The sequence below is a fragment of the Streptomyces polygonati genome, assembly GCF_042650325.1.
Taxonomy (GTDB): Bacteria; Actinomycetota; Actinomycetes; order Streptomycetales; family Streptomycetaceae; genus Actinacidiphila; species Actinacidiphila polygonati.
In genome coordinates this window covers 722,034-745,792 of sequence record NZ_JBHSBB010000010.1, presented here as the reverse complement: position 1 = coordinate 745,792, position 23,759 = coordinate 722,034, and the positions used below count along the sequence as shown (strand labels likewise).

The following is a 23,759-nucleotide window of genomic DNA, read 5'->3' as shown; positions in this document are numbered from 1 at the left end:
CGGTGGCCGCCCGGCGCGGCTCAGGGGCGCGGCTCCAGGTAGGGCCGCAGATAGTGCAGTCGGGTGTGGTAGTCGGGGTGCGAGACCAGCAGCCTGGTCAGCAGGGCCGGCTCGGGCGCGGCGGCCGGCGGCCCGTAGGGGGACATCGCGCGGGCTGTCGCGGCCCGGGCCGCCAGCTCCTGGGTGTGCATGGTGCCCAGCACCTCCACCAGCATCGGGGCGAAGCCGAGCGCCGCGGCGTGCTGGTCGGCCCGTAATTCGGTGCGGCGGCCGACCGCGGCCAGCAGATAGGGCGCGGCCAGCACCAGCAGCAGGATCAGCCCGTAGCGGGAGGCGAAGGTCAGGACCAGGCTGGCCAGCACCCCCAGGACGATCAGCGCGGCGCAGCCGCTGACCCGGGCCCCCAGCGTGAGCGCGAAGCGGGCGACGGCCCGGACCGCGGCCCAGGCCAGCCGGCCCGGCAGGCCGTACCAGTAGCCCAGCAGCGACGACCAGGCGTGGCCCCCGGTGTGATGGCCGAGCTCATGGGCCAGTACGGCGGCGAGCTGGCCGCTCGGCAAGGTCTCCAGCGAGAAGCGCGTGACGCCGACGATATGACCGGCCGCGGCCAGCGCGTTGAGCTCGTCGCTGTCCTCCACCCACAGCTCGTACTTCCTGCCCTCGACCCCCGCCCGGGCGGTCACCTCGTGCCAGACCGGCTCCAGCCGGGCCCGCTCGGCCGGGGTCGGGTAGCGCAGCTTCAGCAGCCGGCGGGCGAAGACGCCCTCGGCCGGCGGGTGGAAGACCAGGGCGCCCGAGCCGATCCAGACCACGACCAGCAGCCAGCCGGCGCTCGACAGCAGGGCGTAGGCGACACCGGTCACCAGGATCAGGCTGATCAGGAAGCCCGGTACATGCAGCAGGAGCTGGCCCCAGGCGGTGGCGTCGGTGCCGCGCTGCCGGTCGGCGATGTGGACACGGCCCCGCCCGCCGAAGTCCATCTCGTGCGGGTGGGTGCCGGTGGCCGGGGGCTCGGCCGCGGCGGGCGGGGGCGGAGGAGCGGTACGGGGAGGGGTGCGGGGGGAGGGCCGGTGCGGGGGCGAAGGCGGCCTGCCGCCCGGGTATGACGGCGGCGGCGACGGCGGTGTGCTGCCCGGGTACGCCGGGGGAGGGGGCGGTGGGGGCGGCGGCGTGGCCGAGGCGCCCGGGTACGGCGGGGGCGGGGGCGGCGTGGCCGAGGCGCCCGGGTACTCCGGGGGTATCGGGTAGGCGGGGTCGGGTGGGACGGTCATGGCGGTGTGCCTTTCGGAGGGAATCTCGCGGGCGCCGGTCTGCCGGACCGGTCAGCCGAGGATCAGGGCACTCGGCACCAGCACCGCGCCCACGCAGTAGGCGGCCAGGCCCGCGCGTATCCACAGGTGCTTGCTGCCGACGATGCGGCTGGTGGCGGACAGGGCGTCCAGCAGACCGGTGTCCGCCGCGGCCTCGGTGTCCGCCAGGGCGCGCGCGAGACCCTGCTGGTCCGCCGCGCGCCGGATGTCGTCGAAGTAAGTGAGCGGGCGGCCGGGCGCCCAGCGCTCCCGGCCGTAGCGGGGCACGATGGCGAGCAGCAGCGCGAGCAGCGAACCGGCCAGCGCCATCACGCCCGTCCACCACAGGACCGCGCCGGGGGCGGAGAGCCGGCCGGGGGCCCACTGGCGGGCCGCCAGCAGCGCCCCGAGCAGGCCGGCCGTCATGCTCAGCGCGCCCAGCAGCACGGACGCCTTGTTGTCGGCGTGCGCGATCTCCGCGCGCAACTCGGTGAGCAGCCGGCTGCCGGTGCGGCTCGCGGTGGCCGTGCCCGGGGCGGGCGTGCTCACGGCCGGTCCGCCTCGGGGGCGCGGCGGTCGGCCGGGTCGGTCCGGTCCGCGGGATCGGTCCGGTCCGCGGGGTCGGCCGGCGGTGTGTCGCGGGGCGGCTCCCAGGGCAGGGCGCCCGGGGCGCCCGCGCCCGACATATTGCGGGTGAGGAGGTCCTCGAAGATGTCCTTCGCGTACTTGCTGATGCCCTCCAGCTGGAAGTCCTCCAGGCCCTCGCCCTTGAGTACGTGCATGGCCACACTCATCTGACTGTTGATCAGCGCGAGCTGGTCCTGGCGCAGATTCTCCATCACCAGCCGGGAGTCCTCGGGGTGCTGGGCGAGGTGGAGCGCCCAGGCCGCCACGCCGCCGTGCTCCAGGTAGTGCTGGTAGTAGGCGATCTTCTGCGCCTCCAGGCTCTGGCGTTCGATCTCGGCCCGGCCCCGGAGCATCGCCAGCTGGTGCTCCTGCTCGGCCTGGGCGGCCAGCCGTTCGGCGTTCAGCCGGTCCTCACGCATCGCCAGCTCATGGGCCGGGCCCAGCCGCTCGTCCGCGTACCGGGTCTGCCGCAGCTCGTGCTGCTGCGCCACCGCCTCGTCGTCCAGCCGCAGCCGGAGCGTCAGGCCCACCCGCAGCCCCAACTCGGCGCCCAGCGGACCGGCGCTCTCGACGGCCGCCAGGGCGGCCCGCTCGGCGACCGAGGCGCGTTCGACCGGGAAGTCCCGGCTGTGCGGACGCACCAGCTCCTCGACACGGCGGGCCAGCAGAGCGGGGACATCGCGCTCGCCGCTGGCCACGAACTGCTCGGGTCGGATGACCTGCCAGTTCGCCTCCAGTTCGGCCACGAAGTCGAAGGCGTCGTTGTCGCTCGGCAGCCGCAGGGTCACCGCGCAGCGCTGGATGCCCATGTCCACCTCGTAGACGGCGGAGTACCGCCTGGCCACGACATCGGACCGGCTCGGGCGGTGCGGCGGCAGGTAGACGTCGTAACCGCCCCTGACGGTGGTGAATACGAGGGCGTTGTCGATCCGGGTGTAGTTCTTGCGGTACTCGAAGCGGTTCAGCTGGCGGACCGTCAGTACGGGATCGCGCAGCGTGCTGTGCCGGTCGGCGCCCTGGTCCCATTCCGGGGGGCGACGGAAATCCGCCATGGCTCATCTCTCCTTGCTGTTCTTGCTCTTCCGGTAGGTCGTTCCTGGGTGCTAGAGGGCGGCGAGCAGGCGTTCGGCCACGGCCGGCGGCGGGCCGCCGCGCTTGGTGCGCAGGGTGCGCAGCAGGTGGCTGAGGCGTTTGCGGTCGTCGGCGGTCACCGCGATGGCGGGCAGCAGCCCGGCCAGCGCGCTTTCGGCCACGGGGTCCTTGTCGGCCTCGCGCACCCAGCCGCGCAGGGCACCGAGCGCGTCGCCGGTCTGCGACAGATCGCCGAGGGCGCCGCGCCACATGGCCGCCAGATGGCGGTCGTCGGCGGTGCTGCCCGCCGCCAGCGCTTCGGCGTGCCAGCGCAGGAGCAGCAGGTCGTCGGTGTGCTCGCAGGCCAGTACGAAGGCCCGCAGGGCCATCCGGCGCACCGGCGGCTTGTCGTTGACCAGTTCGACCAGCTCGGCCAGCACCAGCGCGCGGACCTCGGGCTCGGGCGCGGTCAGCAGCAGCGCGACGGACTGGGCGATCTCCTCCGCCTCGTCCTCGTCCCCGCCGGCCCGGGCGGCGTCCGCGAGCGCCTCCAGCGCCTCACCCGGCATCTCGGTGCCGACCAGCGCGTACGCCCGGATCGCCGTCCAGCGCAGCCGCTGCTCCGGCTGGTCCTTGTCGCACCAGGCCCGCAGGATGCCGGGGATGTTGGGGGCGCCGATGGCGTGGGCGAGCGCGAGGGTGTTCGCGGCGACCAGGCAGAAGCGGTAGCGCCGGGCCCGCGCCCAGCCCTGGACGATCAGCCCCATGGCCGACGGCAGATCCGCGGAGGCGAGCACGGCGGCGGTGACCGCCGCCCGGGTGCGCACCAGCGGCCGCCCGTCCTCCGCCAGCCCCCGCAGCCACTGGATCAGGGCCGGGCGGGCCGAGGGGTAGCCGGTCCACACCTCGCGGAGCAGCACCAGCGCCGCCAGTGGCTCCTGGAACGCGGCTTTGTACTGGCCGACCGGACCCCACTCGGTGTACTCCTCCTCCTCGTAGCCGTGGGCGCGGGCCAGCAGCAGCCGCTTGGTGATCGAGGTGCCGAAGACGGGGATACGCGGCCGGCTGCCCGGGTCCTCGGTCCGCTGGAGCGCCGCCAGCAGTTCGTCGCTCAGCTCGGCGGCCAGCGCGTAGGGGGCTTCGTTGAAGGCGGCCAGCGAGATCAGGAAGGCCTTGTCGCGCAGCGGCGTCACCTCGTCGTCGAACCAGTCCCGGACCTGGCGGGTCACGGCGGCCGCCCCGAAGTCGCGCAGCTCCCGCTCCGAGCTCTCCCCCCGCGCGTAACCGGCCAGCTCGGCGGCGAAGGCCGCGGCCTCCCAGGGCCGGTAGTGGTCGCGGGTGAGGAAGTCGCGGGCCGGTTCCAGCGCGAGCAGCTCCCGCTCGCGCTCCGGGTCGGCCACCAGCGAACCCAGGTGGGCCCGCAGGACGGACTCGGGGACCGGCGGGCGCCAGTCGACCGGACGGACGTCGTCCAGCACGGCGTACAGCCCGATGGTGATCACCAGATACGCGTCCTTGTCCCTCAGCTTTCCGCGCACTCCCAGCAGATCGATCTCGCGCAGCGGGCGGTTCGGGTCGGTCGCCAGGTCGCAGAGCAGATAGCCGCGGGCGTCCCCGGTCAGCTCCTTCTCCAGGGCCGTCGGCGGGGTCTTCGGGTCCAGTGCCCGGACCGGCGCGGCGTCCAGGCGGTGCAGCAGCGTGAGGGCGGCGCTGCGGCGGCCGGTGTACCGGGGGCCGGAGAGCACCAGGACGCGCTCCTCGCGCAGCCGGGCCAGCGCCGCGGCCAGGAGTTCGGGCTCTGCGGTGAACACCTCGGCCAGCTCGGCCAGTTCGGCGGGCGGGATCTCACCGGAGGTGCGGGCCGGGCCCGAGCTGTAGTGGTGCTCGATCTTGCTGCCCATGATCACGTCGCCGGCCACCCGGCCGCCGCTCACCCCGGTCTGGTCGCCGGCGGTCAGTCCGCCGCCGAAGCGGGTCCCGGCGTGCAGATACAGCTCGCGGCGGGCGGCCCAGGGATTCTGCGGGGCCTCGCCGTCCTGCGCGGCGGACCCCTCGCCGGCCTCCCGCGTCTCGGCGGCGGCCTCGTCCGGCGCGCTCCGGTCGGGCTGGTCCTGGCCGTCCGCGGCGGGTCGCTCGCTCACCGGTCCTCGTCCCGCGCGTCGGGGCGGACGCTGCCCATGATCACGTCGCCGCCGACCTTGCCGCCGCTCACCCCGGTCTGGTCACCGGCCACCAGCGCGCCGCCGAAGGAGGGGGAGCCGCCGCCGAAGGTGAACGTCACGCCGCTGCCGGGCGCCTTCCCGGGGGCGGGTAAGGGTGTCGGCGCGGACAAGGGCGCGGACAAGGGCGCGGACAGAGGTGCGGCCGGGGGCGCGGGCGGGGACACCGGCGACGACGCGGGCGCGGGCTCTGCCGGCGGGGGCGCCGCGTGCGCGCCGTGGCCGGCGCTGTAGCCGTCCGGGACCGGCCCGTACAGCCAGGCGTCGAGCCGGTCCTCCTTCACCGTGACCGCGACCCGGTGGAACTCCTCGGCGCGCAGGCCCCGGTGCCCGTGCCGGACCACGCCCTCGTAGACCGGCGCCGATACGCACAGCACGCAGTCCGCCTCCGGCCGCTGCCGCAGCGCCTCGCGCAGCACGGGGGCGTCGAGCAGGCGGCAGGCCTGGTTGAGGTCGTGCCCGACGAGCCCGCCGATGGTGCCGTCGCGCGGGTCGTGCGCCACCTCGCCGGCCGCCAGGACCAGGCGCAGCCGCATCTGCGTACTGCTGGCGGCGAAGCGGTTGTAGGCGTGCAGGGTGTCCGGGGCGGTGGTGAGCAGCGCGCGCAGCAGCCCCGCCTTCGAGACGTCACCGCTGATCAGGATGATCAGCCCGTCGCCGCGGTCCTCGCGGTACTGCTGGGACCCCTCCACCCCGGCCTCGGTGAGGGTGTCCCCGGCGACCGTGTCGAGGGTCCGGCGCAGGAAGGCCTGCTCGACATCGTCGCGCTGGCTGAAACGCTCGATGTCCATGAGCAGGATGGTGCGGTTCACAGGTTCCGTCATGGGTGCCCCTCGGGCGCTCGACTGTGTGAGCAGAACTCTCCCGCAGGGTTCCGACAGGGGGGAGGCACGCTGACACAGAGCGTCTGTGACAGAGTGCACACAAGGCCCCGGCCAGCCCGGGAGCATCCCGGCTCCGCTGCCGGGCGGCTACTCTCCGCGACCGATACGGCGCAACTGCTCGGGCCGCACGATGATCAGACCCCGGCGGCTGGTGCTGACGATGCCCCGCTTGCGCAGCCCGGCCAGCAGTCGCGCGACCGCCTCCCGCGAGGCTCCCACCGAGCCGGCCAGTTCGTGCTGGCTGAGTCCCGTCGTCAGCCGGGTGCCCTCGGGGACCTGCTCGCCGTGGGTACGGGCCAGCTCCAGCAGCAGGATGGCCAGGCGCTCGCGTACGCCCAGCGCGCCGAACTCCACCCGCCGGCGGTCGCTGGCCCGGGTCCGGTCGGCGGTCAGGCCCAGCAGTTGGAGGGCGGTGGCGGGGGAGCCGGCCAGATAGGCGAGGAAGGGCTCACGCGGGATGGCGACGACTTCGACCTTGTCCAGCGCGGTCACCGTCGCCGAGCGCGGCCGGCCGCTGACGGCGGACGCCTCGCCGACTATGTCGCCGGGGCCCCGTAACGCCAGCAGGGCCTCGTAGCCGTTGGCGGCCGAGCGGGTGACCTTGGTCCAGCCGGTCAGCAGCAGCAGGACATGGGCGGGTGGTTCGTCCTGGGTCACCAGGGTGGCCCGCGGTCCGTAGCGCAGCCGGCGGCCCAGGTCGAGCAGCGCGATCCGGTCCTCGGCCTCCAGCCGCGCCAGGAAGGGCACCCGGTCGTCCAGGCTGCCGACCTCGTACCGCCCCGACGTACTCCGGTCCGCGTCACCTGTGCGAGTCATCAGCGAAGCTCCCCCGAGTCGCGGCCTTGTGCGAGGCCAAACGACAGTAGTACAGCGCGGCGCCGGGGGAGAGCGGAATCCGGCGGCCCCCGGCACACCGCGCGCCGACCCCGGAGTTTTCCGGTGGTGAAGGGCAGAGTGGGGGCCGGGTCGGGGCCGAGTCCATTTGTTTTGACCGCAGGGGATGCGGTAGGTACGCTCTCATCTTGTGCCTGGGGTGTGCCCGGGTTCTTGCGCGTGCCATGCGACCGCGCGGGGACACCGAGGCTGCGGCACCTGACATACGCACTTCTCCGTTGGTTCGGATACGTGTGGGGTCCGCGACACACCCGACCGCGTGGGTCGGTCCCCAGGTTAGATTTATCGAGATCGGCACACAGAAACCGGAGAAACGGTGCCTACGATCCAGCAGCTGGTCCGGAAAGGCCGGCAGGACAAGGTCGAGAAGAACAAGACGCCCGCGCTCAAGGGTTCCCCCCAGCGTCGTGGCGTCTGCACGCGTGTCTACACGACCACCCCGAAGAAGCCGAACTCGGCGCTCCGCAAGGTCGCGCGTGTTCGTTTGACCAGCGGCATCGAGGTCACCGCTTACATCCCGGGTGAGGGCCACAACCTGCAGGAGCACTCCATCGTGCTCGTCCGCGGCGGCCGTGTGAAGGACCTGCCGGGTGTTCGCTACAAGATCATCCGTGGTTCTCTCGACACCCAGGGCGTCAAGAACCGTAAGCAGGCTCGCAGCCGCTACGGCGCCAAGAAGGAGAAGTAAGAATGCCTCGTAAGGGCCCCGCCCCGAAGCGCCCGGTCATCATCGACCCGGTTTACGGCTCCCCGCTGGTGACGTCACTGGTCAACAAGATCCTGCTGCACGGCAAGCGCTCCACCGCCGAGCGCATCGTGTACGGCGCCCTCGAAGGCGTCCGCGAGAAGGCCGGCGCCGACCCGGTCATCACGCTCAAGCGCGCGCTGGAGAACATCAAGCCCACCCTTGAGGTCAAGTCCCGCCGCGTCGGCGGTGCGACCTACCAGGTGCCGGTCGAGGTCCGCCCGGGCCGGCAGAACACGCTGGCGCTCCGCTGGATGGTCGGGTACTCCCGCGCCCGTCGCGAGAAGACCATGACCGAGCGCCTGATGAACGAGATCCTCGACGCCAGCAATGGCCTGGGTGCTTCGGTGAAGCGCCGCGAGGACACGCACAAGATGGCCGAGTCCAACAAGGCCTTCGCGCACTACCGCTGGTAGTCACCACCCACATCGAGACCGAGAGAAGACTGAGCCACTATGGCCACCACTTCGCTTGACCTGGCCAGGGTCCGCAACATCGGGATCATGGCCCACATCGACGCGGGCAAGACGACGACCACCGAGCGGATCCTGTTCTACACCGGTGTCTCCTACAAGATCGGTGAAGTCCACGACGGCGCAGCCACCATGGACTGGATGGAGCAGGAGCAGGAGCGCGGCATCACGATCACGTCCGCCGCGACCACCTGTCACTGGCCGCTCGACGACGTCGACCACACCATCAACATCATCGACACCCCGGGTCACGTGGACTTCACCGTCGAGGTGGAGCGTTCGCTCCGCGTCCTCGACGGCGCGGTCACCGTGTTCGACGGTGTCGCCGGTGTGGAACCGCAGTCGGAGACGGTCTGGCGGCAGGCCGACCGCTACGGCGTGCCCCGTATCTGCTTCGTCAACAAGCTGGACCGCACCGGCGCCGAGTTCCACCGCTGCGTCGACATGATCGTGGACCGCCTCGGCGCGACCCCGATCGTGATGCAGCTGCCGATCGGCGCCGAGGCCGACTTCAAGGGTGTCATCGACCTCATCACGATGAAGGCCCTCGTGTGGTCCGCGGAGGCGACCAAGGGCGAGATGTACGACGTCGTCGACATCCCGGCCACGCACACCGAAGCGGCCGACGAGTGGCGCGGCAAGCTGCTGGAAGCCGTCGCGGAGAACGACGACGCGATGATGGAGCTGTACCTGGAGGGCACCGAGCCCACCGTGGAGCAGCTGCACGACGCGGTCCGCCGTATCACCATCCACTCCGGCAAGGGCGGCGGCACCACCGTCACCCCGGTGTTCTGCGGCAGCGCGTTCAAGAACAAGGGTGTCCAGCCGCTGCTCGACGCGGTCGTGCGCTACCTCCCCTCCCCGGTTGACGTCGAGGCCGTCGAAGGCCACGCCGTCAACAACGCGGAGGAGATCGTCAAGCGCCGGCCGTCCGACGACGAGCCGCTGTCCGCCCTGGCGTTCAAGATCATGAGCGACCCGCACCTGGGCAAGCTCACCTTCATCCGGATCTACTCCGGCCGCCTGGAGGCGGGTTCGGCGGTGCTGAACTCGGTGAAGGGCAAGAAGGAGCGCATCGGCAAGATCTACCGCATGCACGCGAACAAGCGTGAGGAGATCGAGTCGGTGGGCGCCGGCGACATCGTCGCCGTGATGGGCCTGAAGCAGACCACCACCGGTGAGACGCTGAGCGACGACAAGCAGCCGGTGATCCTGGAGTCCATGGACTTCCCGGCGCCGGTCATCCAGGTCGCCATCGAGCCCAAGTCCAAGGGCGACCAGGAGAAGCTGGGTGTCGCCATCCAGCGGCTCGCGGAGGAGGACCCCTCCTTCCAGGTCCACTCCGACGAGGAGACCGGCCAGACGATCATCGGCGGCATGGGCGAACTGCACCTCGAGGTGCTGGTCGACCGGATGCGGCGCGAGTTCAAGGTCGAGGCCAACGTCGGTAAGCCCCAGGTCGCGTACCGCGAGACCATTCGCAAGACCGTCGAGCGTGTTGACTACACCCACAAGAAGCAGACCGGTGGTACCGGTCAGTTCGCCAAGGTGCAGATCATGCTCGAACCGCTCGAAGGCGGCGACGCCACCTACGAGTTCGTCAACAAGGTCACCGGCGGCCGTATCCCCAGGGAGTACATCCCCTCGGTGGACGCGGGCGCGCAGGAAGCCATGAAGTTCGGCATCCTGGCCGGCTACGAGATGGTGGGCGTTCGCGTCACCCTGATCGACGGCGGCTACCACGAGGTGGACTCCTCCGAACTGGCGTTCAAGATCGCCGGTTCGCAGGCGTTCAAGGAGGGCGCCCGCAGGGCGAGCCCCGTACTTCTCGAACCGATGATGGCCGTCGAGGTCACCACCCCCGAGGACTACATGGGCGACGTCATCGGCGACCTCAACTCCCGCCGTGGCCAGATCCTGGCCATGGACGAACGCAGCGGCGCCCGGGTCGTCAAGGGCCTGGTCCCGCTGTCGGAGATGTTCGGCTACGTCGGTGACCTGCGGTCGAAGACCTCGGGCCGGGCCAGCTACAGCATGCAGTTCGACTCCTACGCCGAGGTTCCGCGGAACGTCGCCGAGGAGATCATCGCGAAGGCCAAGGGCGAGTAACACCTGCTCTAGGCTTGACAGCAGGCTATCGGGGCATTCCGCCCGCATCGCACACAGTGCGGCGCGGAATGCCCCGGAGTCCGCATCCCAGCAAAGATCACCTGGCGCCGATGAAGCAAGGCGTACAGATCCACTCCCAGGAGGACCCCAGTGGCGAAGGCGAAGTTCGAGCGGACTAAGCCGCACGTCAACATCGGCACCATCGGTCACATCGACCACGGTAAGACGACCCTTACCGCGGCGATCACCAAGGTGCTGCATGACGCGTACCCGGACCTGAACGAGGCTTCGGCCTTCGACCAGATCGACAAGGCTCCTGAGGAGCGCCAGCGCGGTATCACCATCTCCATCGCGCACGTCGAGTACCAGACCGAGTCGCGTCACTACGCCCACGTCGACTGCCCCGGTCACGCGGACTACATCAAGAACATGATCACCGGTGCCGCCCAGATGGACGGCGCGATCCTGGTGGTCGCCGCGACCGACGGCCCGATGCCGCAGACCAAGGAGCACGTGCTCCTGGCCCGCCAGGTCGGCGTCCCCTACATCGTCGTCGCCCTGAACAAGGCCGACATGGTGGACGACGAGGAGATCCTGGAGCTCGTCGAGCTCGAGGTCCGCGAGCTGCTCTCCGAGTACGAGTTCCCGGGCGACGACCTGCCGGTCGTGCGTGTCTCCGCGCTCAAGGCGCTCGAGGGCGACAAGGAGTGGGGCGAGAAGCTGCTCGGCCTGATGGCCGCTGTCGACGAGGCGATCCCCACCCCGGCGCGCGACGTCGAGAAGCCGTTCCTGATGCCGATCGAGGACGTGTTCACGATCACCGGTCGTGGCACCGTCGTCACCGGTCGTATCGAGCGCGGTGTGCTGAAGGTCAACGAGACCGTCGACATCATCGGCATCAAGACCGTCAAGACCACCACCACGGTCACCGGTATCGAGATGTTCCGCAAGCTGCTCGACGAGGGCCAGGCCGGTGAGAACGTCGGTCTGCTGCTTCGTGGCATCAAGCGCGAGGACGTCGAGCGCGGCCAGGTCATCATCAAGCCGGGCACGGTCACCCCGCACACCGAGTTCGAGGCGCAGGCGTACATCCTGTCCAAGGACGAGGGCGGCCGTCACACGCCGTTCTTCAACAACTACCGCCCGCAGTTCTACTTCCGTACCACGGACGTGACCGGCGTGGTGACCCTCCCCGAGGGCACCGAGATGGTCATGCCGGGCGACAACACCGCCATGACCGTTCAGCTGATCCAGCCGATCGCCATGGAGGAAGGCCTGAAGTTCGCCATCCGCGAGGGCGGCCGCACGGTCGGCGCGGGCCAGGTCACCAAGATCAGCAAGTAGCCCTACCGGGCTGCTCGACCGGGTCCCCCCTGCGGGGGGTGCCACCCCGGCCCCGGGTGCCCCGCCTCGCCTCCCGGCGACGCGGGGCACCTTTGCGTTTCCCCCTGCGGGGGGTGCGTTCGCGTGGGGCGGCGCGGCGCGTTTTCCGCCCGGCGCGGGGCGGCTGTACGTGGTGCGGCACGCCGTGTTTTTGGGGGCGCGGGGAACTGCGCGACCAGCCACGGTGCGGCTGCGGGCGGCGGCGGTGATTGCCACTTGCGGTTGGTGCCGGGGTGTGGCCCGGTGGGGGCTGGGCGCGCAGTTCCCCGCGCCCCTTCGGGGCACAGGCAGCCGGGCGCTCAGCGGGAGCGTGCCGCGGGCGGCGATGGTGTGGGCGGGTTGCGGTTGTTGCCGGGGTGCGGCCCGGTGGGGGCTGGGCGCGCAGTTCCCCGCGCCCCTTCGGTCAGCGGGAGCGTGCCGGCGGGGTACGGCCGATGAGTTTGTCGGCGGCCTGGGCGACCAGGAAGAGGAGGCCCGCCGTCAGCGCCACCGACGTCACCGCGACGCTCAGCGGCGCCCCACCCCGGCCGATAGCCAACCCCAGCACCGTCAGGGAAATCAGCGGCCCCGCCGCGTACCACGCCAGGAAGATCAGCGGCCCGGGCCCGCCGAAGGCCGACCCCCCGCCCAGGAACATCAACTGCGTGCGGGCCGGCCCGCGGCACGCCCCGTACAGCGCCGCCGCCGTGAAGGGCGGCGCGCACAGCGGCATCAGCAGCAGCGCCCACGGCGCCCCCCGCACAGCGAACGGCGCCGCCGCCAGCAGGCCCAGCACCGCGCCCAGCACCGCCGGCACCACCCCGTGCTGCAGCATCAGCGTGCGGAAGCGGAACGGCGACCAGGACCCGCGCCGCAGATCGTCCGTCTCCAGCCGGGCCGGCTCCGCCAGCGCGCCGACCGCGAAGTAGCCGCACAGCAGGCCCAGCAGCAGCCCCACGATCCGCCGTTCACCGCCGAGGTCCGCGCCGAGGCCGGTCGCGGCGCTGGCGCTGGCCGCCCACAGCGCGGCCCGGCCCAGCCGGCCCGGCGTCCGCAGCAGCGTGAGCGCGTCCCGCCAGACCACCACCAGACAGCGGTTGCGCGGCGGCGGGAGCCGCAGCGACCTGGTGGCTTCGCCGCCGCCCGCCTCCATGAGCGCGAGCTTGGCGGCGCGCAGTTCCATCGACCACATCACGGAGGCCACCGTGGTGGCCGTCGCGGCGCGCGAGCGCAGTTGGGCGGTCGGCACCCGGGCCGCGTCCCGGTAGGCCTGGAAGACCGCCGCACCGGTCGCGGCCAGCAGCAGGGCCACCGCGGCCGGCCAGCCGGGCGCGGCGCCGCCGCAGGCCTGTACCACCGGCTGGGCCGCCCAGCCCCACGGCCCCGACCACAGCTCGAACCACTCCAGCGCCCGTACCCGATGCCCGCTGCCGGCCAGCCCCGTCTGCGCGGCCAGCGCGCCCAGCAGCAGTACGGCCGGGGCCGTCCACCGCCGCACCCGCCGCGCCCAGCCGGGCCGCCGCTCCACCGCCATGCCCAGGCAGACCGCCAGCAGCGGCAGGCACAGCGCCGCCGGGATCACCGCGAGCAGCGCCCAGCCGATCGGCGCCAGGCCGGTCACCCGCAGCATCACGGCGCCGGCCAGGCCGGCGATCACCCCGGGTATCAGCGACAGCCCGGCGGACAGCCGGAACCAGGGACGCAGCACCGCGGCCCGCCGTACCGGCTGCGCGAGCAGCCAGCCCACCGACGGGCCCGGCAGCACGACCGGGCCGCGCCACAGCGCGTCGCGGGCGGCCAGCAGCCCGAGGGTGAGCGCGACCCCGGTGAACAGCGCGGGCAGCCCGCGCTGCAGCTCCGCCCCGTAGCGCCCGTAGCCGGCGCCCTCGTCCAGCCCGCGCAGGAAGTGCAGCACGAGCCCGCTGCCGTAGCCGGCGCCGCCGAGCACCAGGCAGTAGAGCAGCACCGCCAGGTCGCGTCCCCGCTGTCTGCGGTGGGCCTTGCGCTTCGCCTTCAGCCAGCGGAGCGTCTCGGCGGTGCGGTCGTCGTCCTGCTCGGACCAGCCGGACTCCTCCTCGGCCTCGGCCACATCGGACGCGCTCACGCCCGTATGCCGAGCTGCCGCAGTACGGCCGCCGGTGTGCCCTCGGCGATCACCCGGCCGTCCTCCAGGGCGATCATGTGATCGGCGACCGCTTCGGCCAGCTCGGCCTGATGCGTCGCCAGCAGTACCGCGACCCCGCCCTCCTTCTCGGCGGTCAGCAGTTCCGCGAGCCGCACCCGGGCATCGGGGTCCAGCCGCTGCTCCGGCTCGTCCAGCACCATCAGGTCCCGGGGCCGCACCAGGGCGGCGGCCAGCAGCAGCGACTGCAGCTGCCCGGAGGACAGCGCGCCCGGCAGCGCCCGGGCGTGATCCGACAGCCGCCGGTCGGCCAGTACCTGATCGATCCACCCGGCCGCGTCGTCCACCGCGTGCGCCACGGTGACCAGCTCCAGGTGCTCGCGCACGGTCAGATCGGGATAGCACGCCACCGTGTCCCCGACCACCGCGACCCTCGCCCGTACCTCCGGGTCGTCCTCACTCATCACCCGCCCGGCGAACAGCGCCTGCCCACCGGTCGGCACGTCCCGCCCGCTGGCGATCCGCAGCAGCGTCGACTTGCCCGACCCGTTGTGCCCGAACAGCGCGGTGCACCGCCCGGCCCGCAGCTCGAGATCGAGCGGGTGCAGCGCGAGCCGCTTCCCGTAACTCCGGCTCACCTTCCGCAGCCGCAGCAGCGCTTCCGCGCGGGCTTTCGCCGCCATGGTGGCCTCCGGGGTCGTGGGACGTGATTTTCCGCAGACCCTAGTACGCCAGCCCATGAGCCCGGGGCCGGGCGCGGGGCGCCGCCGACGGCCGGCCCGCAGCCGACCGGCTGGGCCTTGTGCGGCTACCGATAGCGCGGCAGGTTCTGGGTGGAGATCGTCCACTCTCCGATGGTGACGTCCTCGCCGTACACGAAGTCTTTCCTGGTCGCGTACCGGGGCCCGTTCGGTGTCGGGTGGATGTCGGACAGGACGGCGCCCTCGCCGGTGCGCGGGTCGAAGAGTACGTACAGCGGAATTCCGAGCAGAGGGTAGTCCCGCATCTTGCCGACCCAGTCGTTGTCCGGGTTGGAGCGGGACACCACCTCGACGGCGGCGATGAGGGTACCGGGATCGAAGGCTCCCTCGACCTCCATGTCCGCTTCTGCGATGACCATAATGTCCGGGTGGCGCATGACGCCTTCGTAGGGGTCTTCGACATCGGGCGTTCCCGTATGGGCGAGGAGGCCGTCCGGCATGACCTTCTCCAGACGCCGGCTGATCCGAGCGGCGGTCAGTTCGTGAGGCCCCCCCGGGGACATCATGTCGTGGACGATGCCTTCCTTGGTGATCTCCAGCTTGCCGGGCACGTCGAACTGCATCCGCTCGACGATGTCCCTCATCGCCTGGTACTGGAGGGCGTCATGCCGCTCGTGGCCCGGGGCGATCGTCATGGCACTCGCTCCTCGCTGTCGGCAGTCCCGCGCGACGGTCGGAACCTGATCCCATGCTAGCGAGGGCAGCGCCGACCGCGGTCGGTCGTCCGGCGGTGAGACACCCAGGTTTAGCCACTCATCCCCCCGGGGTACGCTACCCGGCTCGATTGGCCACGGGCAGCCACCGTATGGCAGACTACCCAAGTTGCTCGGTCGAGCGCCGATGCTGCGCGCCTCCCGTCGGGGGGACCGGAAGCGAGTCCCACAGTACTCGTCGCCTTATCTGCCCAGTGGGCAGCGCTGGGGCGGACGTACGGGAATCTTCCGGGAAGTGTCAGTGCGGTTCCGGCCAGGCATCCGGTGGGTGAGATCTCCCACGCAAACCCCTCAGGCAGGGATTCCGCATGCGGAAATTCATGGCGAGGGGCGCGACACGCCCGACCGCGTGGGTCGGAGCAAGCGGATGTCAGAGCGTAAAAAAGAGACAAGGACTACGGAGTAGCCATGGCGGGACAGAAGATCCGCATTCGGCTCAAGGCCTACGACCACGAGGTCATCGACTCATCGGCGAAGAAGATCGTCGAGACGGTGACGCGTACTGGTGCGCAGGTCGCGGGCCCGGTGCCGCTGCCCACTGAGAAGAACGTGTACTGCGTCATCAAGTCGCCGCACAAGTACAAGGACTCGCGCGAGCACTTCGAGATGCGCACGCACAAGCGCCTGATCGACATTCTCGACCCGACGCCCAAGACCGTTGACTCGTTGATGCGCCTGGACCTGCCGGCCGGCGTCGACATCGAGATCAAGCTCTGAGAGGCGCGGAAAGATGACCAAGCAGATCAAGGGCATCCTGGGCGAGAAGCTCGGCATGACCCAGGTCTGGGACGAGAACAACCGTGTCGTCCCGGTGACCGTCGTCAAGGCCGGCCCGAACGTCGTGACGCAGGTGCGTACCAGTGACAGCGACGGCTACGAGTCGGTCCAGCTCGCCTTCGGCGAGATCGACCCGCGCAAGGTGAACAAGCCCCTCAAGGGCCACTTCGCGAAGGCCGAAGTCACTCCCCGCCGCCACCTGGTGGAGCTGCGTACCGCCGACGCCGGCGAGTACACGCTCGGCCAGGAGATCACCGCCGAGGTGTTCGAGGCCGGCGTCAAGGTGGATGTGACCGGCAAGAGCAAGGGCAAGGGCTTCGCCGGTGTCATGAAGCGTCACAACTTCAAGGGCCTCGGCGCCGGTCACGGTGTCCAGCGCAAGCACCGCTCGCCGGGTTCCATCGGCGGCTGTGCCACCCCCGGCCGCGTGTTCAAGGGCATGCGGATGGCGGGTCGCATGGGCAACGAGCGGGTGACCACCCAGAACCTGACCGTCCACGCCGTTGACGCGGAGAAGGGCCTGCTGCTCATCAAGGGCGCGGTTCCTGGTCCGAACGGCGGCCTCGTCCTGGTCCGCACCGCGGCCAAGGGGGCCTGAAGGCTATGAGCAGCATTGACATCCTGTCGCCCGCGGGCGACGTGACCGGGACCGTAGAGCTCCCGGCCGAGATCTTCGAGGCCAAGGTCAGCATCCCGCTGATCCACCAGGTCGTCGTCGCGCAGCTGGCCGCGGCCCGTCAGGGCACGCACAAGGTCAAGCGCCGTGGCGAGGTCCGCGGTGGTGGCAAGAAGCCGTACCGCCAGAAGGGCACCGGCCGCGCCCGTCAGGGCTCGACCCGCGCTCCGCAGTTCGTCGGCGGTGGCGTCGTGCACGGCCCCCAGCCGCGCGACTACTCGCAGCGGACCCCGAAGAAGATGATCGCCGCCGCCCTGCGCGGTGCGCTCACCGACCGGGCCCGGCACGACCGTGTCCACGTGGTGACCGCCGTCGTCGAGGGCGAGTCCCCGTCGACCAAGTCCGCCAAGAGCCTGCTCGGCAAGATCAGTGAGCGCAAGAACGTGCTCCTGGTCGTCGAGCGTGCCGACGAGGCCGCGTGGCTGTCCGCCCGCAACCTGCCCCAGGTGCACATCCTGGACGCCGGCCAGCTGAACACGTACGACGTGCTCGTCTCCGACGACGTGGTCTTCACCAAGGCCGCCTTCGACCGTTTCGTCGGTGTCCCCGGTAGCGGCGCCGCCGAGACCGAAGGGAGCGAGGCCTGATGGCCGAGCAGATCGAGACGCAGACCGAGGCCCCGACCGGGACCCAGACCGCGATCACCAGCAAGACGTTCACGGACCCCCGTGACCTCTTGATCAAGCCGGTGGTCTCGGAGAAGAGCTACGCGCTGCTGGACGAGAACAAGTACACGTTCGTCGTCGACCCGCGCGCCAACAAGACCCAGATCAAGCAGGCCGTCGAGGCGGTCTTCCAGGTCAAGGTCACCGGGGTCAACACGATCAACCGGCAGGGCAAGCGCAAGCGCACCCGCACCGGTTTCGGCAAGCGCGCCAACACCAAGCGCGCCATCGTGACCCTTGCCGAGGGCGACCGCATCGACATCTTCGGCGGCCCGGTCTCCTAGCGGAGGCCGGATCGAGTCGAAGTCCTGAATTCATCCGAGGACTGAGAAATGGGTATCCGCAAGTACAAGCCGACGACCCCGGGCCGTCGTGGCTCCAGCGTCGCCGACTTCGTCGAAATCACGCGGTCCACGCCGGAGAAGTCGCTGGTCCGCCCCCTGCACAGCAAGGGCGGCCGTAACAACGCCGGTCGTGTGACCGTCCGCCACCAAGGTGGTGGCCACAAGCGCGCCTACCGTGTCATCGACTTCCGTCGGCACGACAAGGACGGCGTGCCCGCCAAGGTCGCGCACATCGAGTACGACCCCAACCGCACCGCGCGCATCGCGCTGCTGCACTACGCGGACGGCGAGAAGCGCTACATCCTCGCCCCCGCCCGCCTGCAGCAGGGCGACCGGATCGAGAACGGCGCCAACGCCGACATCAAGCCGGGCAACAACCTGCCGCTGCGCAACATCCCGGTGGGTACCACGATCCACGCGATCGAGCTGCGGCCCGGCGGCGGCGCGAAGATCTCCCGCTCCGCGGGCGCTTCGGTGCAGCTGCTGGCGAAGGAGGGCAATATGGCCACCCTTCGTATGCCGTCCGGCGAGGTCCGGATGGTCGACGTCCGCTGCCGCGCCACCATCGGCGAGGTCGGCAACGCCGAGCAGTCCAACATCAACTGGGGCAAGGCCGGCCGGATGCGGTGGAAGGGCGTTCGCCCGACCGTCCGCGGTGTCGCCATGAACCCGGTGGACCACCCGCACGGTGGTGGTGAGGGCAAGACCTCCGGTGGTCGCCACCCGGTCTCCCCGTGGGGTCAGAAGGAAGGTCGTACTCGTTCGCCGAAGAAGGCGAGCAGCAAGTACATCGTCCGCCGCCGCAAGACGAACAAGAAGCGCTAGGAGCGGGTGTAGATGCCGCGCAGTCTCAAGAAGGGGCCCTTCGTCGACGACCACCTGAGCAAGAAGGTGGACGTACAGAACGAAGCAGGCACCAAGAACGTCATCAAGACCTGGTCCCGCCGCTCGATGATCATCCCGGCCATGCTCGGCCACACGATCGCGGTACACGACGGCCGTAAGCACGTCCCGGTGTTTGTCACTGAGTCGATGGTCGGCCACAAGCTCGGCGAGTTCGCGCCGACCCGCACCTTCCGCGGTCACGAGAAGGACGACCGCAAGGCGCGGCGTCGCTGATCAGCGGCCAGCTGAGCGACCAGACGCGACAGACATGACAGACACTGAAGGGACGACCATGGAAGCCAGGGCCCAGGCGCGGTACATCCGCGTCACGCCCATGAAGGCCCGCCGCGTGGTGGACCTCATCCGTGGCATGGATGCCACGGAGGCTCAGGCGGTCCTGCGTTTCACCCCGCAGGCCGCAAGCGTGCCGGTCGGCAAGGTGCTGGACAGCGCCATCGCCAACGCGGCACACAACTACGACCACACGGACCCCGAGACGCTGTTCATCAGCGAGGCGTACGTGGACGAGGGCCCGACCCTCAAGCGGTTCCGGCCGCGTGCCCAGGGCCGCGCCTACCGGATCCGCAAGCGGACCAGTCACATCACCGTGGTCCTCGCCAGCAAGGAAGGGACCCGGTAATGGGCCAGAAGGTTAACCCGTACGGGTTCCGGCTCGGCATCACCACGGACTTCAAGTCGCGGTGGTACGCCGACAAGCTGTACAAGGACTACGTCAAGGAAGACGTCGCCATCCGCCGGATGATGACGCAGGGCATGGAGCGGGCCGGCATCTCCAAGGTGGAGATCGAGCGCACCCGTGACCGCGTCCGCGTCGACATCCACACCGCCCGGCCGGGCATCGTCATCGGCCGCCGCGGCGCGGAGGCCGACCGTATCCGCGGTGACCTGGAGAAGCTGACCGGCAAGCAGGTCCAGCTGAACATCCTCGAGGTCAAGAACCCGGAGATGGACGCCCAGCTGGTGGCCCAGGCCGTCGCTGAGCAGCTGTCCTCGCGTGTCTCCTTCCGCCGTGCCATGCGCAAGAGCATGCAGGGCACGCTGAAGGCCGGCGCCAAGGGCATCAAGATCCAGTGCGGCGGCCGTCTCGGCGGCGCCGAGATGTCCCGCTCCGAGTTCTACCGCGAGGGCCGGGTCCCGCTGCACACCCTGCGCGCCAATGTGGACTACGGCTTCTTCGAGGCCAAGACCACCTTCGGCCGTATCGGTGTGAAGGTCTGGATCTACAAGGGCGACGTCAAGAACATCGCCGAGGTCCGCGCCGACAACGCCGCGGCACGGGCCGGCAACCGTCCCGCCCGCGGCGGTGCCGGCGGCGGTGGCGGCGGCAACGAGCGTCCGCAGCGTCGCGGTGGCGAGCGCGGCGGCGGCCGCCCCCGTCGTCCTCAGACGGACGGAGCGTCGGCGGCCCCCAAGGCCGAGGCGACTGCCGTCGCTGAGGCTCCGGCGGCGGAGACCCCCGGAACGGAAGGCTGAGTACCATGCTGATCCCCCGCAGGGTCAAGCACCGCAAGCAGCACCACCCCGGCCGTGACGGCATGGCCAAGGGCGGCACGGAGCTGGCGTTCGGTGAGTACGGCCTCCAGGCCGTCACCCCCGCCTACGTGACCAACCGGCAGATCGAGTCCGCTCGTATCTCCATCACCCGTCACATCAAGCGCGGCGGCAAGGTCTGGATCAACATCTACCCGGACCGTCCGCTGACCAAGAAGCCCGCCGAGACCCGCATGGGTTCCGGCAAGGGTTCGCCGGAGTGGTGGATCGCGAACGTCAAGCCCGGACGGGTGATGTTCGAGCTGTCTTTCCCGAACGAGAAGGTTGCTCGTGAGGCGCTCACCCGCGCCGCGCACAAGCTTCCGATGAAGTGCCGCATTGTGCGGCGCGAGGCAGGTGAGTCGTGATGGCGGCCGGTACCAAGGCGACCGAGCTGCGCCAGCTCGGCGACGAGGAGCTCGTCGGCAAGCTCCGTGAGGCCAAGGAGGAGCTGTTCAACCTGCGCTTCCAGGGCGCCACTGGACAGCTGGAGAACAACTCCCGGCTCAAGACCGTCCGCAAGGACATCGCCCGGATCTACACGCTGATGCGCGAGCGCGAGCTGGGCATCGAGACCGTGGAAACGGTGGAGAACGCCTGATGAGCGAGAGCAACGTGACCGAGATCGGCACTGAGAACGAGCGCGGCTTCCGCAAGACCCGTGAGGGTCTGGTCGTCAGCGACAAGATGGACAAGACCGTGGTGGTCGCTGTCGAGGACCGTGTCAAGCACGCCCTCTACGGCAAGGTCATCCGGCGCACCAACAAGCTCAAGGCCCACGACGAGCAGAACGCCGCCGGTATCGGCGACCGCGTCCTCCTGATGGAGACCCGGCCGCTGTCCGCGACGAAGCGCTGGCGCGTCGTGGAGATCCTCGAAAAGGCGAAGTGATTCTCGCGGGGGCCGCCCCGCGAAATGCTTCCCCGGCCGGCAACGGCCAGGTAATTCCTGCGCGGATTCCCTCGCAGGACGGTTCCGCCAGGCTCGGCGGGGTCCGGGCGCAGTGCACGGACCCCGCCGGGAACCGGCAGACAATCAGGAGACAGACGTGATCCAGCAGGAGTCGCGACTTCGTATCGCCGACAACACTGGTGCCAAGGAGATCCTTTGCATCCGTGTTCTCGGCGGTTCGGGTCGCCGCTACGCGGGCATCGGTGACGTCATCGTCGCGACCGTCAAGGACGCGATCCCCGGTGGCAACGTGAAGAAGGGCGAGGTCGTCAAGGCGGTCATCGTGCGCACCGTCAAGGAGCGCCGGCGTTCCGACGGCTCGTACATCCGCTTCGACGAGAACGCGGCCGTCATCCTCAAGAACGATGGCGACCCGCGCGGCACCCGTATCTTCGGCCCGGTGGGCCGTGAGCTGCGCGAGAAGAAGTTCATGAAGATCGTCTCGCTCGCGCCGGAGGTGCTGTAACCGATGAAGATCAAGAAGGGCGACCTGGTCCAGGTCATCACCGGTAAGGACCGCGGCAAGCAGGGCAAGGTCATCGTGGCCTACCCCCGCGAGGACCGCGTGCTGGTCGAGGGTGTCAACCGGGTCAAGAAGCACACCAAGGCCGGCCAGACCGACCGCGGTTCCAAGACCGGCGGCATCATCACCACCGAGGCGCCCGTCCACATCAGCAACGTGCAGTTGGTTGTCGAGAAGGACGGGAAGAAGGTCGTGACGCGCGTCGGCTACCGCTTCGACGACGAGGGCAACAAGATCCGCGTTGCCAAGCGGACCGGTGAGGACATCTGATGACTGCCACCGAAACCACGCACGCCCAGCCGCGGCTCAAGGCGCGCTACCGTGAGGAGATCACGGGCAAGCTGCGTGAAGAGTTCAAGTACGCGAACGTCATGCAGATCCCGGGTCTCACCAAGATCGTGGTCAACATGGGTGTGGGCGACGCCGCCCGCGACTCCAAGCTGATCGAGGGCGCCATCCGCGACCTCGCCACGATCACCGGTCAGAAGCCGCAGGTCACCAAGGCTCGCAAGTCCATCGCGCAGTTCAAGCTGCGCGAGGGTCAGCCGATCGGCGCGCACGTCACGCTGCGCGGTGACCGGATGTGGGAGTTCCTGGACCGGCTGCTGTCGCTGGCGCTGCCGCGTATCCGCGACTTCCGCGGCCTGTCGCCGAAGCAGTTCGACGGCCGGGGCAACTACACCTTCGGTCTGACGGAGCAGGTCATGTTCCACGAGATCGACCAGGACAAGATCGACCGCGTCCGGGGTATGGACATCACCGTGGTCACCACGGCGACCAACGACGATGAGGGCCGTTCCCTCCTTCGTCACCTCGGCTTCCCGTTCAAGGAGGCGTGAGCCGTGGCGAAGAAGGCTCTCATTGCCAAGGCCGCCCGCAAGCCCAAGTTCGCTGTGCGGGCGTACAACCGCTGCCAGCGTTGTGGCCGGCCGCACTCCGTCTACCGCAAGTTCGGCCTGTGCCGTGTGTGCCTTCGTGAGATGGCCCACCGCGGTGAACTGCCGGGCGTGACCAAGAGCTCCTGGTAATCCCATCAAAGGGAACCAGGACCGATCCACTACGCCGTAGGTCCCCGCACCACACCCGTCCCCGGCTCCGGCCGGGGGAGAGGGACGGAGCAGACAGGAAACCCCGGCGAGAGAGGCCCAGGGCCAACTCATGACCATGACCGACCCCATCGCAGACATGCTGACCCGTCTGCGTAACGCGAACTCGGCGTACCACGACGATGTCGAGATGCCGTTCAGCAAGATCAAGTCGCACATCGCGGAGATCCTCCAGCAGGAGGGTTACATCACCGGCTGGAAGGTCGAGGACGCCGAGGTCGGCAAGAACCTCGTTCTCGAGCTGAAGTTCGGTCCGGAGCGGCAGCGTTCGATCGCGGGCATCAAGCGGATCAGCAAGCCGGGTCTGCGGGTCTACGCGAAGTCCACCAACCTGCCGAGGGTGCTCGGCGGCCTGGGCGTGGCGATCATCTCCACGTCCCACGGTCTGCTCACCGGCCAGCAGGCGCAGAAGAAGGGCGTGGGTGGGGAAGTCCTCGCCTACGTCTGGTAACCGGGAAAGAGAGGTAGAGCAATGTCGCGCATCGGCAAGCTGCCCATCTCGGTTCCCGCCGGAGTGGACGTCACCATCGACGGCCGCACGGTCGCGGTGAAGGGCCCCAAGGGCTCGCTCACCCACACCGTCGCCGCGCCGATCGAGATCGCGAAGGGCGAGGACGGCATTCTGCACGTCACCCGCCCCAACGACGAGCGTGTCTCGAAGGCCCTGCACGGCCTGTCCCGCACGCTGGTGGCGAACATGATCACCGGCGTGACCGCGGGCTACAGCAAGTCACTCGAGATCAGCGGTGTCGGCTACCGCGTCCAGGCGAAGGGCTCCAACCTGGAGTTCGCGCTCGGATACAGCCACCCCATCCTCGTCGAGGCCCCCGAGGGCATCTCCTTCAAGGTCGAGTCCCCGGTCAAGTTCTCGGTCGAGGGGATCGACAAGCAGAAGGTCGGCGAAGTGGCCGCCAACATCCGTAAGCTGCGCAAGCCCGACCCGTACAAGGCCAAGGGTGTCAAGTACGCCGGCGAAGTCATCCGCCGCAAGGTCGGAAAGGCCGGTAAGTAG

Annotated in this window: 30 protein-coding genes; 21 read left to right on the top strand and 9 right to left on the bottom strand. The window is 70.1% G+C overall.

The genetic code is table 11. The features are described from left to right. Positions 1 to 20 precede the first annotated feature (20 nt). The 6 genes from ACFO3J_RS16035 to ACFO3J_RS16010 form a co-directional block, all read right to left on the bottom strand. Positions 21 to 1,271 (bottom strand): M48 family metalloprotease, encoded by a 1,251-nt coding sequence (locus ACFO3J_RS16035; RefSeq protein ID WP_386430052.1) that lies wholly within the window; start codon positions 1,269 to 1,271, stop codon positions 21 to 23. Between the two features lie 51 nt (positions 1,272 to 1,322). Continuing rightward, positions 1,323 to 1,838 (bottom strand): Pycsar system effector family protein, encoded by a 516-nt coding sequence (locus tag ACFO3J_RS16030; protein WP_386430051.1) that lies wholly within the window; start codon positions 1,836 to 1,838, stop codon positions 1,323 to 1,325. Beyond that, positions 1,835 to 2,968: a PE-PGRS family protein gene (locus ACFO3J_RS16025; RefSeq protein ID WP_386430050.1), complete on the bottom strand. Its 1,134-nt coding sequence runs from the start codon at positions 2,966 to 2,968 to the stop codon at positions 1,835 to 1,837. The genes ACFO3J_RS16030 and ACFO3J_RS16025 overlap by 4 nt, the downstream gene beginning before the upstream one ends. A gap of 51 nt (positions 2,969 to 3,019) precedes the next feature. Continuing rightward, complete coding sequence (locus ACFO3J_RS16020; protein ID WP_386430049.1) at positions 3,020 to 5,128, bottom strand: hypothetical protein; 2,109 nt, start codon at positions 5,126 to 5,128, stop codon at positions 3,020 to 3,022. Then, complete coding sequence (locus ACFO3J_RS16015; RefSeq protein ID WP_386430048.1) at positions 5,125 to 6,030, bottom strand: hypothetical protein; 906 nt, start codon at positions 6,028 to 6,030, stop codon at positions 5,125 to 5,127. Before ACFO3J_RS16015 ends, ACFO3J_RS16020 begins: the two co-directional genes overlap by 4 nt. A 147-nt stretch (positions 6,031 to 6,177) precedes the next feature. Further along, complete coding sequence (locus tag ACFO3J_RS16010; RefSeq protein WP_386430047.1) at positions 6,178 to 6,906, bottom strand: Crp/Fnr family transcriptional regulator; 729 nt, start codon at positions 6,904 to 6,906, stop codon at positions 6,178 to 6,180. Between the two features lie 394 nt (positions 6,907 to 7,300). Between ACFO3J_RS16010 and rpsL the strand changes: the two genes are divergently transcribed. From rpsL to tuf, 4 genes are all read left to right on the top strand, one after another. Beyond that, positions 7,301 to 7,672: a 30S ribosomal protein S12 gene (gene rpsL / locus ACFO3J_RS16005; protein ID WP_014144289.1), complete on the top strand. Its 372-nt coding sequence runs from the start codon at positions 7,301 to 7,303 to the stop codon at positions 7,670 to 7,672. Between the two features lie 2 nt (positions 7,673 to 7,674). Beyond that, the gene (rpsG, locus tag ACFO3J_RS16000) at positions 7,675 to 8,145 is read left to right on the top strand and encodes a 30S ribosomal protein S7 (protein WP_073492360.1); all 471 of its coding nucleotides are present in this window, start codon (positions 7,675 to 7,677) and stop codon (positions 8,143 to 8,145) included. 39 nt (positions 8,146 to 8,184) lie between these two features. After that, positions 8,185 to 10,311, top strand: a complete 2,127-nt coding sequence (fusA, locus tag ACFO3J_RS15995; RefSeq protein WP_386430046.1) for an elongation factor G — start codon at positions 8,185 to 8,187, stop codon at positions 10,309 to 10,311. Between the two features lie 150 nt (positions 10,312 to 10,461). Then, positions 10,462 to 11,655, top strand: coding sequence for an elongation factor Tu (gene tuf, locus ACFO3J_RS15990; protein WP_386430045.1), 1,194 nt, complete (start codon positions 10,462 to 10,464; stop codon positions 11,653 to 11,655). A gap of 442 nt (positions 11,656 to 12,097) precedes the next feature. Here tuf and ACFO3J_RS15985 read toward each other — a convergent pair whose 3' ends face one another. The 3 genes from ACFO3J_RS15985 to ACFO3J_RS15975 all read right to left on the bottom strand — a co-directional run bounded on the left by ACFO3J_RS15985 (position 12,098) and on the right by ACFO3J_RS15975 (position 15,191). Then, positions 12,098 to 13,777, bottom strand: coding sequence for a hypothetical protein (locus ACFO3J_RS15985; RefSeq protein ID WP_386430044.1), 1,680 nt, complete (start codon positions 13,775 to 13,777; stop codon positions 12,098 to 12,100). Next, a complete protein-coding gene (locus ACFO3J_RS15980; protein ID WP_386430043.1) occupies positions 13,774 to 14,478 on the bottom strand; it encodes an ATP-binding cassette domain-containing protein in 705 nt (234 codons plus the stop codon). Before ACFO3J_RS15980 ends, ACFO3J_RS15985 begins: the two co-directional genes overlap by 4 nt. Before the next feature lie 125 nt (positions 14,479 to 14,603). Then, complete coding sequence (locus tag ACFO3J_RS15975; protein ID WP_386430042.1) at positions 14,604 to 15,191, bottom strand: Uma2 family endonuclease; 588 nt, start codon at positions 15,189 to 15,191, stop codon at positions 14,604 to 14,606. A gap of 486 nt (positions 15,192 to 15,677) precedes the next feature. On the opposite strand from ACFO3J_RS15975, the gene rpsJ reads away from it, so the two are divergent. From rpsJ to rplF, 17 genes are all read left to right on the top strand, one after another. Continuing rightward, complete coding sequence (gene rpsJ, locus ACFO3J_RS15970; RefSeq protein ID WP_014144312.1) at positions 15,678 to 15,986, top strand: 30S ribosomal protein S10; 309 nt, start codon at positions 15,678 to 15,680, stop codon at positions 15,984 to 15,986. A 13-nt stretch (positions 15,987 to 15,999) separates the two neighbouring features. Continuing rightward, the gene (rplC, locus tag ACFO3J_RS15965; protein ID WP_386430041.1) at positions 16,000 to 16,644 is read left to right on the top strand and encodes a 50S ribosomal protein L3; all 645 of its coding nucleotides are present in this window, start codon (positions 16,000 to 16,002) and stop codon (positions 16,642 to 16,644) included. Positions 16,645 to 16,649: 5 nt separating this feature from the next. Continuing rightward, a complete protein-coding gene (rplD, locus tag ACFO3J_RS15960; RefSeq protein WP_386430040.1) occupies positions 16,650 to 17,309 on the top strand; it encodes a 50S ribosomal protein L4 in 660 nt (219 codons plus the stop codon). Further along, on the top strand, positions 17,309 to 17,671 hold the full coding sequence (gene rplW / locus ACFO3J_RS15955) for a 50S ribosomal protein L23 (protein ID WP_386430039.1): 363 nt from the start codon (positions 17,309 to 17,311) through the stop codon (positions 17,669 to 17,671). Before rplD ends, rplW begins: the two co-directional genes overlap by 1 nt. A gap of 48 nt (positions 17,672 to 17,719) precedes the next feature. Then, positions 17,720 to 18,556, top strand: a complete 837-nt coding sequence (rplB, locus tag ACFO3J_RS15950; protein ID WP_033177797.1) for a 50S ribosomal protein L2 — start codon at positions 17,720 to 17,722, stop codon at positions 18,554 to 18,556. 12 nt (positions 18,557 to 18,568) lie between these two features. Next, entirely contained in the window at positions 18,569 to 18,850 is a 282-nt protein-coding gene (gene rpsS / locus ACFO3J_RS15945; RefSeq protein ID WP_386430038.1) for a 30S ribosomal protein S19, read from the top strand. A 58-nt stretch (positions 18,851 to 18,908) separates the two neighbouring features. Beyond that, the gene (gene rplV, locus ACFO3J_RS15940) at positions 18,909 to 19,256 is read left to right on the top strand and encodes a 50S ribosomal protein L22 (protein WP_386430237.1); all 348 of its coding nucleotides are present in this window, start codon (positions 18,909 to 18,911) and stop codon (positions 19,254 to 19,256) included. Further along, positions 19,256 to 20,110, top strand: a complete 855-nt coding sequence (gene rpsC / locus ACFO3J_RS15935; RefSeq protein ID WP_386430037.1) for a 30S ribosomal protein S3 — start codon at positions 19,256 to 19,258, stop codon at positions 20,108 to 20,110. Before rplV ends, rpsC begins: the two co-directional genes overlap by 1 nt. Before the next feature lie 5 nt (positions 20,111 to 20,115). After that, positions 20,116 to 20,535: a 50S ribosomal protein L16 gene (gene rplP, locus ACFO3J_RS15930; protein WP_188284648.1), complete on the top strand. Its 420-nt coding sequence runs from the start codon at positions 20,116 to 20,118 to the stop codon at positions 20,533 to 20,535. Beyond that, the gene (gene rpmC / locus ACFO3J_RS15925) at positions 20,535 to 20,768 is read left to right on the top strand and encodes a 50S ribosomal protein L29 (protein ID WP_386430036.1); all 234 of its coding nucleotides are present in this window, start codon (positions 20,535 to 20,537) and stop codon (positions 20,766 to 20,768) included. The genes rplP and rpmC overlap by 1 nt, the downstream gene beginning before the upstream one ends. After that, a complete protein-coding gene (gene rpsQ, locus ACFO3J_RS15920; RefSeq protein WP_386430035.1) occupies positions 20,768 to 21,058 on the top strand; it encodes a 30S ribosomal protein S17 in 291 nt (96 codons plus the stop codon). The genes rpmC and rpsQ overlap by 1 nt, the downstream gene beginning before the upstream one ends. A gap of 157 nt (positions 21,059 to 21,215) precedes the next feature. Next, positions 21,216 to 21,584 carry a 50S ribosomal protein L14 gene (gene rplN / locus ACFO3J_RS15915; RefSeq protein ID WP_093742364.1) on the top strand — a complete coding sequence of 123 codons (369 nt, stop codon included), beginning with the start codon at positions 21,216 to 21,218 and terminating at the stop codon, positions 21,582 to 21,584. A gap of 3 nt (positions 21,585 to 21,587) precedes the next feature. Continuing rightward, positions 21,588 to 21,911 carry a 50S ribosomal protein L24 gene (gene rplX / locus ACFO3J_RS15910; protein ID WP_386430034.1) on the top strand — a complete coding sequence of 108 codons (324 nt, stop codon included), beginning with the start codon at positions 21,588 to 21,590 and terminating at the stop codon, positions 21,909 to 21,911. Beyond that, entirely contained in the window at positions 21,911 to 22,480 is a 570-nt protein-coding gene (gene rplE / locus ACFO3J_RS15905) for a 50S ribosomal protein L5 (protein ID WP_386430033.1), read from the top strand. Before rplX ends, rplE begins: the two co-directional genes overlap by 1 nt. A gap of 3 nt (positions 22,481 to 22,483) precedes the next feature. After that, positions 22,484 to 22,669 (top strand): type Z 30S ribosomal protein S14, encoded by a 186-nt coding sequence (locus tag ACFO3J_RS15900; protein ID WP_030890724.1) that lies wholly within the window; start codon positions 22,484 to 22,486, stop codon positions 22,667 to 22,669. 130 nt (positions 22,670 to 22,799) lie between these two features. Then, entirely contained in the window at positions 22,800 to 23,198 is a 399-nt protein-coding gene (gene rpsH, locus ACFO3J_RS15895; protein WP_386430032.1) for a 30S ribosomal protein S8, read from the top strand. Between the two features lie 21 nt (positions 23,199 to 23,219). After that, positions 23,220 to 23,759 (top strand): 50S ribosomal protein L6, encoded by a 540-nt coding sequence (gene rplF / locus ACFO3J_RS15890; RefSeq protein ID WP_093742356.1) that lies wholly within the window; start codon positions 23,220 to 23,222, stop codon positions 23,757 to 23,759.

Excerpts from the sequence above, each read along its gene's own strand:
- ACFO3J_RS16035 (WP_386430052.1), bottom strand. The coding sequence starts at position 1,271 with ATGACCGTCCCACCCGACCCCGCCTACCCGATACCCCCGGAGTACCCG.
- ACFO3J_RS16025 (WP_386430050.1), bottom strand. The coding sequence starts at position 2,968 with ATGGCGGATTTCCGTCGCCCCCCGGAATGGGACCAGGGCGCCGACCGG.
- ACFO3J_RS16015 (WP_386430048.1), bottom strand. The coding sequence starts at position 6,030 with ATGACGGAACCTGTGAACCGCACCATCCTGCTCATGGACATCGAGCGT.
- ACFO3J_RS16010 (WP_386430047.1), bottom strand. The coding sequence starts at position 6,906 with ATGACTCGCACAGGTGACGCGGACCGGAGTACGTCGGGGCGGTACGAG.
- rpsG (WP_073492360.1), top strand. The coding sequence starts at position 7,675 with ATGCCTCGTAAGGGCCCCGCCCCGAAGCGCCCGGTCATCATCGACCCG.
- fusA (WP_386430046.1), top strand. The coding sequence starts at position 8,185 with ATGGCCACCACTTCGCTTGACCTGGCCAGGGTCCGCAACATCGGGATC.
- ACFO3J_RS15980 (WP_386430043.1), bottom strand. The coding sequence starts at position 14,478 with ATGGCGGCGAAAGCCCGCGCGGAAGCGCTGCTGCGGCTGCGGAAGGTG.
- ACFO3J_RS15975 (WP_386430042.1), bottom strand. The coding sequence starts at position 15,191 with ATGACGATCGCCCCGGGCCACGAGCGGCATGACGCCCTCCAGTACCAG.
- rpsJ (WP_014144312.1), top strand. The coding sequence starts at position 15,678 with ATGGCGGGACAGAAGATCCGCATTCGGCTCAAGGCCTACGACCACGAG.
- rplC (WP_386430041.1), top strand. The coding sequence starts at position 16,000 with ATGACCAAGCAGATCAAGGGCATCCTGGGCGAGAAGCTCGGCATGACC.
- rplD (WP_386430040.1), top strand. The coding sequence starts at position 16,650 with ATGAGCAGCATTGACATCCTGTCGCCCGCGGGCGACGTGACCGGGACC.
- rplW (WP_386430039.1), top strand. The coding sequence starts at position 17,309 with ATGGCCGAGCAGATCGAGACGCAGACCGAGGCCCCGACCGGGACCCAG.
- rplB (WP_033177797.1), top strand. The coding sequence starts at position 17,720 with ATGGGTATCCGCAAGTACAAGCCGACGACCCCGGGCCGTCGTGGCTCC.
- rpsS (WP_386430038.1), top strand. The coding sequence starts at position 18,569 with ATGCCGCGCAGTCTCAAGAAGGGGCCCTTCGTCGACGACCACCTGAGC.
- rplV (WP_386430237.1), top strand. The coding sequence starts at position 18,909 with ATGGAAGCCAGGGCCCAGGCGCGGTACATCCGCGTCACGCCCATGAAG.
- rpsC (WP_386430037.1), top strand. The coding sequence starts at position 19,256 with ATGGGCCAGAAGGTTAACCCGTACGGGTTCCGGCTCGGCATCACCACG.
- rplP (WP_188284648.1), top strand. The coding sequence starts at position 20,116 with ATGCTGATCCCCCGCAGGGTCAAGCACCGCAAGCAGCACCACCCCGGC.
- rpmC (WP_386430036.1), top strand. The coding sequence starts at position 20,535 with ATGGCGGCCGGTACCAAGGCGACCGAGCTGCGCCAGCTCGGCGACGAG.
- rpsQ (WP_386430035.1), top strand. The coding sequence starts at position 20,768 with ATGAGCGAGAGCAACGTGACCGAGATCGGCACTGAGAACGAGCGCGGC.
- rplX (WP_386430034.1), top strand. The coding sequence starts at position 21,588 with ATGAAGATCAAGAAGGGCGACCTGGTCCAGGTCATCACCGGTAAGGAC.
- rplE (WP_386430033.1), top strand. The coding sequence starts at position 21,911 with ATGACTGCCACCGAAACCACGCACGCCCAGCCGCGGCTCAAGGCGCGC.
- rpsH (WP_386430032.1), top strand. The coding sequence starts at position 22,800 with ATGACCATGACCGACCCCATCGCAGACATGCTGACCCGTCTGCGTAAC.
- rplF (WP_093742356.1), top strand. The coding sequence starts at position 23,220 with ATGTCGCGCATCGGCAAGCTGCCCATCTCGGTTCCCGCCGGAGTGGAC.